This window comes from Streptomyces prunicolor (genome assembly GCF_045162825.1).
GTDB lineage: Bacteria > Actinomycetota > Actinomycetes > Streptomycetales > Streptomycetaceae > Streptomyces > Streptomyces prunicolor.
Window position 1 is genome coordinate 6,157,367 of sequence record NZ_CP108676.1, and the last position, 14,281, is coordinate 6,171,647.

Below are 14,281 nucleotides of genomic sequence, written 5' to 3' on the forward strand. Positions count from 1 at the left end.
GGTGCTCGGCTGTGCCGTACGGGCTTGCGACCTCGGAGCGCCTGCCGGCGGGCGTCGGCCTTTGCCGTGGTCGTCCGGGGCGACCTTTGGCGGACCGGAGCGTGTCCGTGGCTGTAGGGCCACGTGGTCCGTGTGAAGGCCTCCGGGCCGGGCGGTTGGAGACCTCCGGCCCGGCCCGGGCGGTACCCCCAGCCGTAGCTGAGGTTTCCGCCCGGAACGGGGCCGTTGGTCAGGCCGCGCGTGCGTCCCGTTCCGCCAGGCCGTGGGTGCAGGCCGGGGCCGTGGCCGTGCGGCGGCGGAGGAAGCGGGGGAGGGGGAGAGCGAGGTTGACGAAGCCCTCCGCCTGCATCGCTGCGAAGCCGATGCGGGGGAGGTCGCCGGAGGCGCGGTAGACGACGAAGCGGGGTTCCCAGCGAGGCTGGAACTTCGCGTTGAACTTGTACAGGGACTCGATCTGGAACCAGCGGGACAGGAAGACCAGCAGTCCGCGCCAGGCGCGCAGCACCGGGCCCGCGCCGATCTTCTCGCCCCGCGCGAGTGCCGCGCGGAACATCGCGAAGTTGAGCGACACGCGCGTGATGCCGAGCTTCGGTGCCGCCTGGAGGGAGGCCACGATGAGCAGCTCGTTCATCCCCGGGTCCGCCGCGCGGTCGCGGCGCATCAGGTCCAGCGACATGCCGTCCGTGCCCCAGGGCACGAAGTGCAGGATCGCCTTCAAGTCGCCGTACTCGCCCGGCTGTTCGTCCGCCTTGTGGGCGGTCGCGATGAAGCAGTCGCCGTCCTCCGGGTCGCCGATACGGCCGAGCGCCATGGAGAAGCCGCGCTCGGTGTCGGTGCCCCGCCAGGCCTCCGCGGCGAGCCGGATCCGCTCCAACTCGCCCTCGCCGAGGTCACGTACACGCCGTACCCGGGTTTCGTAGCCGGCCCGCTCGATGCGCTTCACCATTTGGCGTACGTTGCGCATCGCGCGCCCGGCGAGCGAGAAATCCGCCACGTCGACCACCGCCTCGTCGCCCAGTTCGAGGGCGTCGAGGCCGGTCTCGCGGGTCCACACCTCGCCACCCGTCTCCGAGCAGCCCATGACGGCGGGCGTCCAGGAGTGGGCCTTCGCCTCGTCCATGAACCGCTCGATGGCGCCCGGCCAGGCCTCCACGTCACCGATCGGGTCACCGCTGGCGAGCATCACCCCGGAGACCACGCGGTATGTCACCGCCGCCTTGCCGCTGGGCGAGAACACGACGGCCTTGTCGCGGCGCAGCGCGAAGTGACCGAGTGAGTCGCGGCGGCCGTGCTTCTCCAGGAGGGCACGCAGCTGCGTCTCGTCCTCCGGGGTGAGGCGTGCGGCCGGGTGCTCGGGCCGGAACGCGAGGTAGATCGTCGTCACGGCGGTGAGCAGCCCCAGGGCGCCGAGCGAGAAGGCGACCGTCCAGGAGGTGCTGCCCTCGTAGTCGACCGGTCCCTCGAAGCCGAACAGGCCGTACAGGACGTGCGTAATCCGATCGGCCAGGCTCGGGTCGCCGACCATGCGCTTGGAGTGGACGCTGACGATGACCAGTCCGAGGACGAGGGAACCGGCGCCCATGAGCACGAAGTTGGCGAGCGCGCGCCACCTGCTGCGCGGGTCGGGCAGCGCCCGGAACTCGTCCCGGTGCAGCAGCAGCGGCGCGAGCAGCGCCGCCGAGATGACCACTCCTATGAGCGAGTGCCGGTACGCGAACTGCGCCACCGCACCCGCCGGCAGCAGCGCGACCGCGGCCCGCCAGGCCCGCCGCTTGCGCCGCCTGAGCCCGTGCGCGAGCAGCAGCAACAGCACGCCGGCGCTGAGCGAGAGCGCCGCGGCGAAGGGGCCGAGCGCCCCCGGCAGCACCTCCGCCATGGTGTGCATACGGCTGTGCCGGAAGCGCGGGAACACCCCCGCGGCGATGTCCAGCAGGCCGACCAGGGCGCAGGCCCTGGCGACGAGCGTGGGAACGACCTCGGGGCGCGGACCTCGGACTATGCGCCGGACTCGGCCTGAACGGCTCGGAACCCCACCCGACATTTCCCCATCTATCCTGACAGACATCGCATCCCGTAGTTCTGCGAGAGACCTTGGATCCGGGCCCGATTCGGGCATCCGGCGACATTGCGCCCTCTAGGACGGTGTCTAGAGGAAGGAGGTTCCTTCCTTACCGAAAAGCCGGTTCAAAGGCAGAGGAAAGCCCGGGGCAAGCGTTCGCGAAACTTGCGTGCGCCATGGGCGGGAAGCGCAGGTGGGGACAGCTGATGGGACTCACGAGCAGGAAAGTGCTGGTACTGGCGGTCGTGTGCGCCGTGCTGCTGTTCATCGGCACAGTATGGCTGTGGCCGCGCCTGGCCAGACGCAACTGGCGGGCCGTCAGCGGACGCGTGGGCCTGCTGCTGGCAACGCAGTTGGCGCTCTTCGTCTCCGTCGGCCTCGGCGCCAACCAGGCCTTCGGGTTCTACGCCAGCTGGGCCGACCTGTTCGGCAAGGAGACCGCCCAGGGCGTCGTCGTCGACCACACGGCGCTCCAGGGCGCCGGCGGACCGCTCCACGTGGTCGAGACCCGGCGGGTGGACGCACCGGGCGGCGCCTTTCTGCCGCAGAGCGTGGGCCAGGTGCAGCGGGTCGAGATAGTGGGCCGTACGACCCATATCGCCACCCCCGCCTACGTCTACCTGCCGCCGGAGTACTTCCAGCCGCGGTACCGCACGCGCACATTCCCCGCCACGGTCGTCCTCACGGGGTACCCGGGCACCGCCAAGGCACTCGTCGACAAATTGAACTACCCGCGCACGGCCCTGGAGTTGACCAAGAAGGGGCGTATGAAGCCGATGATCCTGGTGATGATGCGGCCCACGGTGGCGCCGCCGCGCGACACGGAGTGCGTCGACGTTCCCGGCGGTCCGCAGACCGAGTCGTTCTTCGCCAAGGACCTGCCCGATGCCGTACTGGCTCACTACAGGGTGGGCAAAAAGCCCGGGAGCTGGGGAATCATCGGCGATTCAACGGGCGGTTACTGCGCCCTGAAACTCGCGATGCACCACCCCGGGGTGTACGCGGCGGGCGTCGGCCTCTCGCCGTACTACAAGGCGCCGAGCGACCCCACCACGGGCGACCTCTTCCAGGGGAACGGGACGCTGCGCAACGAGGCGGACCTGTGGTGGTACCTCAAGCACCGGCCCGCGCCCGACACCTCACTGCTCGTCACCAGCAGCAAGATCGGGGAACACAACTACAAAGACACCCTGAAATTCATCGACCAGGTGCGGGCCAACAACTCCACCCGTATCGCGTCGATCATCCTGGACAGCGGCGGGCACAACTTCAACACCTGGCGACGGGAGATCCCGGCGGCTCTCCAGTGGATCGGCGGGCGGCTCTCCGGCGGGTGAATGTGACCGCCGAACCCGTGTGAGGGAATAGGGGTCACTGTGTTTTTACCGGGCGGGGCACCATCATTCGCCTACGCGCGGTAAGTTTCTGGCCATGCCACGTGGACGTCACCGCCATTCCCCGCCGTTGCACCGGCTGTTGCCCCCCTCGGCGATCGCAGGCGTGTCGCTCGTCTGCGCCTTCGGGCCCTGGGTCTTCTCGCAACCGGCCGCGCTGCGCATAGTCGCGGCCATCGCCGCCGCGACCGCGCTCGTCGGCGCGGCGTTCATGCGCCGCTGGGACACACAGGCGGGCAAGCAGGTCGCCGACCTGATACGCGCGCGTACGAGCGACGAATGGCGCTACGAGGAGCGGCTCGCCGAACTCGAGTCCGACCTCGACGAGTCGCGCGAACTCCGCGTCAAGCTGGAGCACAAGCTGCGCGCCAAGCGCACGGAGCTGGCGGGCCTGCGCAACGAACACGCGGCCCTGCTGCGCCGGTACGCCACGGCGGAGACCGAGCGCGCGAGCGCCCTGGAGGGCCGCCGCCTGCTGGAGATAGAGGCCGCGGAACCCACGCGCGCGTTGCCACCGGTCGCGGTGGACGGCGACGACGACGCCTCGGCGGACGTGGACGCCACCGCGGACCTGGAGCTCCAGGACGACGAGGTCGCGACGGACGGTACCGAGGCTGTGGCTGCTTCGGTCGACTCCGCGGACGAGACGCACGCCGAGGGTGAGACGGACGCCGAAGCCGACGCCGAGGGTGACACCGAGGACGAGGAGTCGGAGACGGCCGAGGTCGTCAAGGAGCCCGTCGCGGAGAAGCCCGCGGGGTCGACGGTGTTCTCCCCGGAGGGGTCCAAGCTGTTCCTGCGGGCCAAGGCCGCGCTGGTCCGGCTCGACGACGACGGTGAGACCCCGGCGCCCGAGCCTCAGGATTCCGCGCCGAAGGACACCGAGCCCCAGGACCCCGAGCCGAACGTCCCCGCGCCGAAGAACCTTGCGCCGAAGAACCTCGCGCCGAAGAACCTCGCCTCGAAGGACTCCGCGCGGGCCCGGCCCGCCCCGGTGCCGGCCGACAGCGGCGGTGCCGACTCGGAGGCCGCGCAGGAGGACGAGGCGGAGGGGAAGCCCGAGGCGGTCGACGGGCATGAGCACGCGGCCGCCGTTCCCCCGGCCGCGCAGCCCGCCCAGCCCGCCCAACTGCCCCAGTCCGCGCACCCGTCGGGGCACTTCACCGTGCCGACCGCGGTGGCGGTCGTACCGGCGTCTCCCGTACGGCGGCCGATGATCGAGGGCGGGTTCGACTTCTTCGGTATGCAGAAGGGGGCGACGACCGCCGCGATGGACGCCGTACAGAACGAGGATCTCGCCGACGTCGTGGGCCAGGAGGCCCTCGCCGTGCACAAGGCGGAGGCGGAGGGGCAGTTCAAGCCCGCCGACGAGCGGTCGCGCGATGTCGGTGTCGGCCAGATCATCGACCTGACGGCACACGACGAGACCGAGCAGATCAACCTCCACGGCCTGCGCAGCGCCGCTTCCTGAACGGGGCCTGACGTGACGTCAGGCCATCCAGCGGTCCGGGCGGGCGTCCCGGCGGCCCGTCCGTGACCGCTCGGCCTGCCCCCTGAGCAGCTCCGCGGCCTCCTCCGCGTCCCGCAGACGCGCTGTGACGGTCTTGTTTGCCCCTGTGTCCACATGGACCTCGGCAAGCCGCCAGAAGCGCTCCCAGGGCCCTTGCGTGAGCCGTACGCTCTGCACCTTCGCGTGCGGCACCAGCGCCAGGCTGCGGCGGAGCAGTCCGTGCCGGGCCGCGAACACCGTGTCGGTGACCGCGAGGCCGTAGCCACGCCACCACAGCGGCACGCACCAGTGCGCACGGCCGGGCGGGCGGGACAGCGCCTCGCGTGGCGGCACGGTCACGCCGGGAAGCACGCGCGCGATGACCGACTCGGCGATCTCGCGCGGGGCGACCGGTACCAGTACGGAGTTGGACGACCCGGCCACGTCCAGTTCGACCCGCACCCAGCCGCGCCGCCGCCACAGCAGCGGTTCCACGATCCGCACGGTCTGCACCCGTCCCGGGGGCACCGTCTCGTGCGTGCGGTCCAGCAGCCCGTGGTCGATGCGCAGCCCGTCCGGGGACTCGCCCACCGTCCAGTCGTACTCCCCGACGAACCGCCCCACACTGCTCGCGCCCGCCGCGCCCAGCAGCGGCAGCGCGGTCGCGAGGACCGTCCACACGCTGTGGGTGGCGAACCACAGGAGTGGCGGTACGACGAGCGCGGCGGCCAGCGACACCCAGGTGGCGGCGGTGAGCACCAGGGACACCGCGAGGACACCGGCCGGCACGTGCAGCAGCTGCCGTGAGGGCGCCTCGCCGACCTCGTGCGCGGTCTCGGGCGCGAAACCGGCCGCCCGCGCGAGGAGTTCGGCCCGCAGCGCCCGCGCCTCGCCCTCTCCAAGGAAGGCGAGTTCGTCCTTCTTGTCGGTTCCTACGACGTCCAGCTTCAGCTTGGCGACGCCCGCCACGCGCGCGAGGAGGGGCTGTGTCACGTCGACGGCCTGGATGCGCTCCAGCCGGATGTGCGCGGTGCGCCGGAACAACAGGCCGGTACGGATGCGCAGTTCGGTGTCGGTCACCGCGAAGTGCGTGAACCACCAGGTCAGAAAGCCGTACAGGGCGGCGGCCGGGACGAACACGGCGAGCCCGATGAGCAGCGTGACCGTGGTCAGCCGGGTCAGCTGCTCCTGCGCCTGGTTGGGGTCGTGCACCGCCCACCCGATGATGACGGCGACCGGCGCCCATGCCCGCCGCAACGGCGTCACCGGATGCAACCGCCGCTCCACGAGCGGCACTTGCTCCCGTACGACCTCGGTGGCCTCGGGTACGTCCTTGTCGGCGCCCGGCGTCGTCACAGCCCCGCCGATCGGGCCTCGCCCAGCTCGGTGAGCCGGTCGCGCAGCCGTTCGGCCTCGGCCGGGACCAGCCCCGGGATGGTCGCGTCGGTCGCCGCGGCCGCCGTGTGCAACTGCACGCTGGCGAGCCCGAAGTGCCGCTCCACGGGCCCCGAGGTCACCTCCACGAGCTGCATCCGCCCGTACGGCACGATCGTCTCGTGGTGCCACAGCACACCCCTGCTGATCAGCAGGTCGTCGGCGCGCTCGGCATACCTCCAGGAGCGCCAGTTGCGGCCCAGCAGCACCCAGCCCCACGCGATGAGGGCGAGCGGCAGCAGCGCGAACGCCGCCCAGGCGGGCCCCGCGAACAGATTCAGGAGCACGCCCAGGATCACGGTCAGCAGCCCCAGCCACACCACCAGCAACAGCCGTCGCATCTTCAGCAGCCCCGGCGGCAGCCCGGTCCACACCGGCTCGCGCGCCGCGTCGTCCTGCGCGGCAGTCCCCGTTTCCATGCCGCAAGCGTACGTACGAGAGACTGTGTCCATGACTCCCACGACGGAGACCATGGTCGGGATCGGCGGCGCCGCGGAGAGCACCGACATGGTGCTCAACATCGGCCCCCAGCACCCCTCCACGCACGGTGTGCTGCGGTTGCGGCTCGTCCTGGACGGCGAGCGCATTCAGCACGCGGAGCCAGTGATCGGCTATATGCACCGCGGCGCCGAGAAGCTCTTCGAGGCGCGCGACTACCGCCAGATCATCATGCTCGCCAACCGCCACGACTGGCTGTCGGCCTTCTCGAACGAGCTGGGCGTCGTCCTCGCGGTGGAGCGCATGCTCGGCATGGAGGTGCCCCCGCGCGCGGTGTGGACGCGCACGCTGCTCGCCGAGCTGAACCGGGTGCTCAACCACCTGATGTTCCTGGGGTCGTACCCCCTCGAACTCGGCGGTATCACCCCGGTGTTCTACGCGTTCCGGGAACGCGAGGTCCTCCAGAACGTCATGGAGGAGGTCTCCGGCGGGCGCATGCACTACATGTTCAACCGCGTGGGCGGCCTCAAGGAGGACGTCCCGTTGGGCTGGACGGCACGCGCGCGTGAGGCTGTCGCCGCGGTGCGCTCCCGGATGGACCGCTTCGACGACCTGGTGCTCGGCAACGAGATCTTCCGGGGCCGCACGCGCGGGGTGGGCGAGCTGTCGGCGGAGGCCGTGCACGCCTACGGAGTGAGCGGGCCCATCGCGCGCGCCTCGGGCGTCGACTTCGACCTGCGGCGCGACGAGCCGTACCTCGCGTACGGCGAACTCCAGGACACCGTGAAGGTCGTCACGCGCCAGGAGGGCGACTGTCTCGCCCGCTTCGAGGTGCTCCTGGAGCAGACCCACAACGCGCTCGACCTCGCGGACGCCTGCCTCGACCGGCTCGCCGAACTGGAGCCCGGTCCGATCAACCAGCGGCTCCCGAAGGTCCTGAAGGCGCCCGAGGGGCACACGTACGCGTGGACCGAGAACCCGCTCGGCATCAACGGCTACTACCTCGTCAGCAAGGGCGAGAAGACCCCGTACCGGCTGAAGCTGCGCTCGGCGTCCTACAACAACATCCAGGCGCTCGCGGTGCTGCTGCCGGGGACGCTGGTGGCGGACATGGTGGCGATCCTGGGGTCGTTGTTCTTCGTGGTCGGGGACATCGACAAGTAGGGGCCCAGTAGGGGCTGTTCACTGTTTTGGCGAGTCACGGCTCGTCGAGCGGGTCCGGAATTCCAACCGACTGCACGAGCCAGCCGAAGTCGCCGAGTCCGCCGGTCGCGGTGAGTTCGGCCGCCTCGCCGGCGCCCGCGAGCGCGCGGACGTACGCTGTCGGGTCGGTGGAGGCCAGCGTGAGCGGGGGGCGCGCGCCTGTGACGCCGAGGGCGCGCAGGGCGGCGCGTTGTGTGAGCAGGCGTGCGCCGGGGAGCGCGCCCGCTTCCGCGCAGGCGTCCAGTGCCACGTGCGCCGTGAGGTCGCAGGAGCCGTCCGGTACGGGTGCCGTCTCGCGGCCTTCGCGAAAGCCGGTGAGCGTGCCGAACGGGGGGCGGGTGCCCCTGGTGTGCGTGTAGTCGACGGCGATCGCGAGTCCCCGGTCGACGCAGGCGACGGCGGATGCCCAGGCCGTGTCCCTGGGGAGGCCGATCTCGGCACGCAGCCCCTCCTCGGGCGCCAGCGGCCACCACCGCGCGAGCCACGCGGCCTCCGCACCGGCCACCGGCTCCCCGAGCCGCTCGGCCCCGTCCTGCCGTACGAGCACGAGCCGCGGTACGCCGGTGGAGTCCACCTCGGCGACCTCCACGGGCACGTTGTCCAGCCACTCGTTGGCGAACAGCAGCCCGGTGATCCCCTTCGGGGGCTCGGGCAGCCACTCGACGCGGGGATCGAGTCCTACGGGGCGGTCGGCGATCTCGACGGCGTAGGCACGCACGCGTGCGGTCACTTCGGCGGGCAGCGCGGCGAGCACGCCGGTCACCAGTTCGCCGCGGCCGGCGGCCAGGTCCACGAAGCCGAGTTCGGGTGGTCGGTCCAGCGACTCGTCCACCCGGCACAGCAGCCGCGCCACGGCGCCCGCGAAGAGCGTCGACGCGTGCACCGACGTACGGAAGTGTCCGGCGGGTCCCTCAGGCCTGCGGTAGAAGCCCTCGGGCCCGTACAGGGCCTCCTCGGCCGCCGTCCGCCAGCCGCGCCACCGGGCCGTGGTGTCTTCCGTCACGTGGTCAGAGTAAGTGCAGAGGACAACGGGGCCTCCACCTTGGGGAGTACGCGGGGCGTATACGGATCGATCCTCCGGTTGACCCCGGCACACCGCACGCATCCCTACGCTGGGTTACGTGCAGCGCCTCTATGACTTCCTCCGCAGACACCCGACATGGGTCGACACCTTCTGGGCTGTCTTCCTGCTGGGGCTGAGCGGCGTGAGCATCGCGAGTACCAGCTACGCGTCGGGCCGGCACGGGACGGCCGCCGGGGCGATCGCGGCGTCCGCCGTCATGTGTGTGGCGATCGCGCTGCGCCGCCGCTGGCCGGAGAAGATGCTCCTCTTGGCCGGGGCGACGGGACTCGCGCAGTTGGTCCTCGACATCGAGCCCGTGGTGGCCGACTTCGCCATGCTGGTGATCGTCTACACGGTCGCCGCGGTCGGCGCCCGCTGGGCCTCCCGCTTCGCCCTGGCCTCCGGTCTGTCCGCGGCGACCCTCGCGCAGATCCGCTGGCCCCAGGAGCACACCAGTTCCGCCGGGCTGGTCGCGCTGGCGATCTTCCAGACGGTGCCGTTCGCGCTGGCCTGGGTGCTCGGCGACTCGATGCGCACCCGGCGCGCGTACTTCGCGCAGCTGGAGGAGCGCGCCGCGCGGCTTGAGAAGGAGCGCGAGGCGCAGGCGAAGGTCGCGGTCGCCGCCGAGCGCGCCCGGATCGCCCGCGAGCTGCACGACGTGGTCGCGCACAACGTGTCGGTGATGGTGGTCCAGGCCGACGGCGCCGCCTATGTCCTCGACTCGGCGCCGGACCAGGCGAAGAAGGCCCTGGAGACGATCTCCTCCACCGGCCGCCAGGCCCTCGCCGAGATGCGCCGCCTGCTGGGCGTGCTGCGCACCGGCGAGCACAAGGAGGCCGGTGAGTACGTGCCGCAGCCGGACGTCGAGCAGATCGACGACCTGGTCGAGCAGTGCCGTACGTCCGGACTGCCCGTCGACTTCAAGGTCGAGGGGACCCCGCGCCCGCTGCCCAGCGGCGTCGAGCTGACGGCGTACCGGATCGTCCAGGAGGCGCTCACCAACACCCGCAAGCACGGCGGCCCGAACACGGGCGCCAGTGTGCGGCTGGTCTACTTCGACGACGGCCTCGGGCTGCTCGTCGAGGACGACGGCAAGGGAGCCCCGCACGAGCTCTACGAGGAGGGCGGCGCGGACGGCCAGGGGCATGGTCTGATCGGTATGCGTGAGCGGGTGGGCATGGTCGGGGGAACGCTGGACGCGGGACCGCGGCCCGGAGGCGGCTTCCGTATCAGTGCGCTGCTGCCACTGAAACCCACCCACTGATCTTTCGTACGCCGAGCAGTGACACCTGTAAGGAATTGTTGAACGACCTGTTGAACGACCGGTCGTCGAACGACTTGTTGAGCCAATTGTTGAACGATCCTGTTGATGGAACGGAAGAGGACCCGATGGCGATCCGCGTGATGCTCGTCGACGACCAGGTGCTGCTGCGCACCGGGTTCCGGATGGTGCTCGCCGCCCAGCCGGACATGGAGGTCGTCGCGGAGGCGGGCGACGGCGTCGAGGCCCTTCAGGTGCTGGCGGCGACCGCGGTCGACGTGGTGCTGATGGACGTCCGTATGCCGAAGCTGGACGGGGTGGAGACCACCCGCCGCATCTGCCAGGGCGAGAACCCGCCGAAGGTGCTGATCCTGACCACCTTCGACCTCGACGAGTACGCCTTCTCCGGGCTGAAGGCCGGTGCCTCCGGCTTCATGCTCAAGGACGTGCCGCCCGGCGAGCTCCTCACCGCGATCCGCTCCGTGCACAGCGGCGACGCCGTGGTGGCGCCCTCGACGACCCGCCGCCTCCTGGACCGCTTCGCCCCGATGCTGCCCTCCACCGGCAAGGAGCCCCAGCACAAGGAGCTGGAGCGGCTCACCGAGCGCGAGCGCGAGGTCATGATCCTCGTCGCCCAGGGCCTGTCCAACGGCGAGATCGCGGCCCGCCTGGTGCTGTCCGAGGCGACCGTGAAGACCCATGTCGGCCGCATCCTGACCAAGCTCGGCCTGCGGGACCGGGTGCAGGTGGTCGTCCTGGCGTACGAGACGGGGCTGGTGCGGGCCGGCGGGCACGGCTGAGGGTTTGCTGCCCGGGGTCGGCTGGTCGGTAGGTCGGTTAGCTGCTCGGTTGGTCGGTTGGTCGGTTACCTGAGGATGCCCTCCAGGAAGTCGCTGCCCAGGCGGGCCACCATCGTGACGTCCAGCTGGTGCAGGACGTAGCGGCCGCGGCGGCGGGTGGTGATCAGGCCGGCCTTCTTCAGGACGCCGAGGTGGCGGGATATCTCGGGGGCGGTCATGCCGTGCACCTGGGTCAGCTCGCTGGTGGTGAACGCGCTGCGGGCCAGGCTGCGGCACAGGCGCATGCGGACCGGGTGGGACAGAGCCGTCATCCGCAGATTCAGCTGCTCCAGGGAGGTCGGTGCGGCGATCTTCGGGGTGTTGAGCACGGGGTAGTGCACGACGGGCTGCCAGCCGTACCGGTACAGGACCGTCAGATGCGGCCAGCCCAGGGTCGTGGGCACCAGGAGGAGGCCGCCGTCCTGGGTCGCCGTACGGCCGGTGCCGAGTTTGTCGATCGTGATGCGGGTGGCGCTCTCGTCGAGGGTCACCGCGCTGGACATCGACGTCAGGGCCTCCGCGAGGCCCTTGCGGTGCAGGAGGTCCGTCTTGTGGCGGGCGTCGGTGGCCAGTTGGTGGTGCATCCGGGACCAGGTCTCCGCGAAGAACGCCTCGTCGCAGTCCTCCAGGAACTGCCGCAGCCAGGCCCTGGTCCGCGGCGGGTCGGCCAACAGCCGCTCGGTGAAAGCCAGTTGATGCGGACCGCGCGCGGCCGCCTGCTCCAGGGCGCGCCGCCGGATCCCGGCGTCGGTGAGCGGGCCGGGCCCGCCCGTGCTGTAGGAGGTCGCGCAGGTGGTGAACTCCATGGCCGCGTCCACGAACTGCTCGTCCGTCAGCTTGTCCAGCAGGTCCAGCTCCTCGGCGAGCGTGGCTCCGGGGAGCGTGCTGCGGCCCGGGATGCCCGCGTACGGCACGAACAGGTCGGAGAACGTCGACCGCCACAGGAAGTCCGCCTCGCACATCCGGTCGGCCAGATGCGGATCGAGCCGCGCGGTCACGCCGGTCACCCAGCCCTGGAGGCCGGGGTGGTGCCCCGGCTCGGACATCGCGTGCAGTGCCATGCACAGCTCGCCCAGGGGTGAGGGCGCGAAGGTGATCCGCTCCTGCCGCAGCCCGGTGATGTCGATGTGCACGCTCATGTCCCCAATCGTGCACCCCGCCACTGACAACGCCCCCCTCGTTTGACGGCGCCCGTCAATCGACGCGACAGCCACCGGCCGGCGGCGCAGCCTGGAGACATGAGCGTCACCCAGCCAGTACCTCCTGGACACCTACCGCGCCCAGCGGCTCGGCGAGGCCCCGCCGCCCCCGCCCGGCACCCACGACTGGCAGGCCGCCCGCGAGCTGCGCGGCTACTGGCAGTTCCGCGCGGTCGTCGCGGAACGCCCGACTCATGGTCGGCTACGGCGGGCTCTGGGCCGGTGGCTGAACCCGCGGGCGCGTTCTGCTTGCTGACGGCCCGCGCGCGTGCCGACGACGGGCACCTGAACTTGCGTTCCGCCCGGCTGACATCAGCGTCGACGTTCCGGCCGCCGTCGGCCCGCGCGCGTATCGGCGACTCGTACCGCAGCTTTGTGTGCCGCCGCGCTGACGGCCGGTTCCGCGTTCCGCCCACCGGCGGCTTTCTCGTGCTCCGCACGCCTTTCATGGCCGTCGGCCCCTGCGCGCCGGTGGATGACAACGCGCGTGTGCCGGCTGCGGACGATCCGCCCGTGCTCGCGTTCCGCCCGTGCTCCCGTTCCGCCGGCTGACAGCCCGCGACCGCCATGCGCGCCCTCATGGCGGGTGGCTCCCGTGGTCCGCTGCCGACCCGGCCCCGCTGCCTCTTAGCGGCCCGCCTCCTCCTTGAGCAGGACCACGAAGTCCGCGACCGCCGCCTTCACGTCCTCGGCCGTCCACTCCAGGGCGGCGGCCCGTACGTAGACCTCGGTGAACGCCAGGCCCGGGCCCTTCGCGTCCCAGGGGTTGGAGAAGAGGGCGGTCTTCGTCTCCTCGGCCTGCCGGATCGCGGCCTCCGCGACGGTGTCGGGGTCGTACGGCAGCCAGACCTGGAACTCGTTTGTGTGCGGCTGCTCGGGGTGGACGCGCATCCAGGGCACCCCGGCCGCCGCGAACCCCTCACGCAGTGCCTCGGCGACCACGCGCGCGTGGGCCACGTAGTCGGGCAGCCGGGGCAGTTCCCGGTCCAGGCCCGCGAGGGCCGTCAGCGCGGTGGGGAACTGCTGGAAGACCATGCCCCCGTAACGGTGCCGCCAGGTCTTCGCCTCGTCGATGAGGGTCTTCGGGCCGACGAGCGCGGCGCCGCCGAGGCCTTCGAGGGACTTGTAGAACGACACGTAGACGCTGTCGGCGAGGTCGGCGATCTCGTCGAGCGGGCGGCCGAAGTGGGAGGTGGACTCCCACAGGCGGGCGCCGTCGAAGTGGACCACCGCGTCGCGTTCGCGCGCGGCCCCGACGGCAGCGGAGAGTTCCTCCCAGGAGGGCAGCAGGAAACCGGCGTCCCGGAGGGGCAGTTCGAGCATCAGCGTCCCGAAGGGCTCCGGGAAGTCACGGACTTCGGCGGCGGTCGGTTGGCGGGGTTCGCTCGTCACGTGGACCGGACGCAACCCGCTGACCTGGCTGAACGCGTCCCCTTCGTGCACTTCGGGGTGGGCCAGCGGATGCAGGGCGACGGTCGGGTTGCCGGTACGGCCCGCCCAGCAGCGCAGGGCGACCTGCTGGGCCATCGTGCCCGTGGGGAAGAAGGCCGCGGCCTCCTTGCCGAGCAGTTCGGCGACCCGCTTCTCCAGGGTCTCTCCTATGCCGCCGCCGTACATGTCGGACGTCTCGTCCAGGTCGTACAGCTCGGCGGCCTCCTGAAGGAAGGCGAGCCGTTCTCTGAGCGTGCCCAGGAAGCCGAGGCGGGCGAGGGTGCGCTCCGCGTTCCGGTTCGCGCCGAGGCGCCGTTTGCGGCGCGCCAGGAGGCGTTCCTCTTCGGTTGTCCGCTCCGCTCCCTGTTCGCCCTGCTCCGCCTGATCCACGTCCTGGTCCGCCGTATCGCTCATGCCCCGGATGATGCCTGGCGCGGGTCCGCGGGAGCACCCGGATTTCCCCAGGCTTTC

The 14,281-nt window shown here is 71.2% G+C and carries 13 protein-coding genes; 6 read left to right on the top strand and 7 right to left on the bottom strand.

From position 1 onward, the window contains the following. Nucleotides 1-229: 229 nt before the first annotated feature. On the bottom strand, nucleotides 230-2,041 hold the full coding sequence (locus OG588_RS28300) for a phosphatidylglycerol lysyltransferase domain-containing protein (protein WP_405949747.1): 1,812 nt from the start codon (nucleotides 2,039-2,041) through the stop codon (nucleotides 230-232). Nucleotides 2,042-2,265: 224 nt separating this feature from the next. Here OG588_RS28300 and OG588_RS28305 point away from each other — a divergent pair, with 224 nt between their 5' ends. Both OG588_RS28305 and OG588_RS28310 read left to right on the top strand, forming a co-directional pair. Beyond that, complete coding sequence (locus OG588_RS28305; RefSeq protein WP_405949748.1) at nucleotides 2,266-3,396, top strand: alpha/beta hydrolase; 1,131 nt, start codon at nucleotides 2,266-2,268, stop codon at nucleotides 3,394-3,396. Nucleotides 3,397-3,490: 94 nt separating this feature from the next. After that, a complete protein-coding gene (locus OG588_RS28310) occupies nucleotides 3,491-4,924 on the top strand; it encodes a hypothetical protein (protein WP_405949749.1) in 1,434 nt (477 codons plus the stop codon). Between the two features lie 18 nt (nucleotides 4,925-4,942). Here OG588_RS28310 and OG588_RS28315 read toward each other — a convergent pair whose 3' ends face one another. Together OG588_RS28315 and OG588_RS28320 are read right to left on the bottom strand one after the other, a co-directional pair. Next, nucleotides 4,943-6,298: a PH domain-containing protein gene (locus OG588_RS28315; protein WP_405949750.1), complete on the bottom strand. Its 1,356-nt coding sequence runs from the start codon at nucleotides 6,296-6,298 to the stop codon at nucleotides 4,943-4,945. Further along, nucleotides 6,295-6,795: a PH domain-containing protein gene (locus tag OG588_RS28320; RefSeq protein WP_405949751.1), complete on the bottom strand. Its 501-nt coding sequence runs from the start codon at nucleotides 6,793-6,795 to the stop codon at nucleotides 6,295-6,297. The genes OG588_RS28315 and OG588_RS28320 overlap by 4 nt, the downstream gene beginning before the upstream one ends. A 31-nt stretch (nucleotides 6,796-6,826) precedes the next feature. Here OG588_RS28320 and OG588_RS28325 point away from each other — a divergent pair, with 31 nt between their 5' ends. Next, complete coding sequence (locus tag OG588_RS28325) at nucleotides 6,827-7,978, top strand: NADH-quinone oxidoreductase subunit D (RefSeq protein ID WP_405949752.1); 1,152 nt, start codon at nucleotides 6,827-6,829, stop codon at nucleotides 7,976-7,978. A 34-nt stretch (nucleotides 7,979-8,012) separates the two neighbouring features. Here OG588_RS28325 and OG588_RS28330 read toward each other — a convergent pair whose 3' ends face one another. Beyond that, entirely contained in the window at nucleotides 8,013-9,020 is a 1,008-nt protein-coding gene (locus tag OG588_RS28330) for an SAM-dependent methyltransferase (protein ID WP_405949753.1), read from the bottom strand. 118 nt (nucleotides 9,021-9,138) lie between these two features. Between OG588_RS28330 and OG588_RS28335 the strand changes: the two genes are divergently transcribed. Together OG588_RS28335 and OG588_RS28340 are read left to right on the top strand one after the other, a co-directional pair. After that, complete coding sequence (locus OG588_RS28335; RefSeq protein ID WP_405949754.1) at nucleotides 9,139-10,344, top strand: sensor histidine kinase; 1,206 nt, start codon at nucleotides 9,139-9,141, stop codon at nucleotides 10,342-10,344. A 125-nt stretch (nucleotides 10,345-10,469) separates the two neighbouring features. After that, on the top strand, nucleotides 10,470-11,141 hold the full coding sequence (locus tag OG588_RS28340) for a response regulator transcription factor (protein WP_366098428.1): 672 nt from the start codon (nucleotides 10,470-10,472) through the stop codon (nucleotides 11,139-11,141). A gap of 65 nt (nucleotides 11,142-11,206) precedes the next feature. Here OG588_RS28340 and OG588_RS28345 read toward each other — a convergent pair whose 3' ends face one another. Together OG588_RS28345 and OG588_RS28350 are read right to left on the bottom strand one after the other, a co-directional pair. Beyond that, the gene (locus OG588_RS28345; protein ID WP_405949755.1) at nucleotides 11,207-12,319 is read right to left on the bottom strand and encodes a DUF5937 family protein; all 1,113 of its coding nucleotides are present in this window, start codon (nucleotides 12,317-12,319) and stop codon (nucleotides 11,207-11,209) included. 106 nt (nucleotides 12,320-12,425) lie between these two features. Continuing rightward, nucleotides 12,426-12,575, bottom strand: coding sequence for a hypothetical protein (locus tag OG588_RS28350; protein WP_405949756.1), 150 nt, complete (start codon nucleotides 12,573-12,575; stop codon nucleotides 12,426-12,428). 26 nt (nucleotides 12,576-12,601) lie between these two features. Between OG588_RS28350 and OG588_RS28355 the strand changes: the two genes are divergently transcribed. Further along, complete coding sequence (locus tag OG588_RS28355) at nucleotides 12,602-12,931, top strand: hypothetical protein (protein ID WP_405949757.1); 330 nt, start codon at nucleotides 12,602-12,604, stop codon at nucleotides 12,929-12,931. Between the two features lie 75 nt (nucleotides 12,932-13,006). Here OG588_RS28355 and OG588_RS28360 read toward each other — a convergent pair whose 3' ends face one another. Beyond that, complete coding sequence (locus OG588_RS28360) at nucleotides 13,007-14,224, bottom strand: threonine aldolase family protein (RefSeq protein WP_405949758.1); 1,218 nt, start codon at nucleotides 14,222-14,224, stop codon at nucleotides 13,007-13,009. Nucleotides 14,225-14,281: the final 57 nt, after the last annotated feature.

Coding starts and splice junctions, on each gene's coding strand:
- OG588_RS28300 (WP_405949747.1), bottom strand. CDS start 2,041: ATGTCGGGTGGGGTTCCGAGCCGTTCAGGCCGAGTCCGGCGCATAGTC.
- OG588_RS28305 (WP_405949748.1), top strand. CDS start 2,266: ATGGGACTCACGAGCAGGAAAGTGCTGGTACTGGCGGTCGTGTGCGCC.
- OG588_RS28310 (WP_405949749.1), top strand. CDS start 3,491: ATGCCACGTGGACGTCACCGCCATTCCCCGCCGTTGCACCGGCTGTTG.
- OG588_RS28320 (WP_405949751.1), bottom strand. CDS start 6,795: ATGGAAACGGGGACTGCCGCGCAGGACGACGCGGCGCGCGAGCCGGTG.
- OG588_RS28325 (WP_405949752.1), top strand. CDS start 6,827: ATGACTCCCACGACGGAGACCATGGTCGGGATCGGCGGCGCCGCGGAG.
- OG588_RS28340 (WP_366098428.1), top strand. CDS start 10,470: ATGGCGATCCGCGTGATGCTCGTCGACGACCAGGTGCTGCTGCGCACC.
- OG588_RS28345 (WP_405949755.1), bottom strand. CDS start 12,319: ATGAGCGTGCACATCGACATCACCGGGCTGCGGCAGGAGCGGATCACC.
- OG588_RS28350 (WP_405949756.1), bottom strand. CDS start 12,575: ATGAGTCGGGCGTTCCGCGACGACCGCGCGGAACTGCCAGTAGCCGCG.
- OG588_RS28360 (WP_405949758.1), bottom strand. CDS start 14,224: ATGAGCGATACGGCGGACCAGGACGTGGATCAGGCGGAGCAGGGCGAA.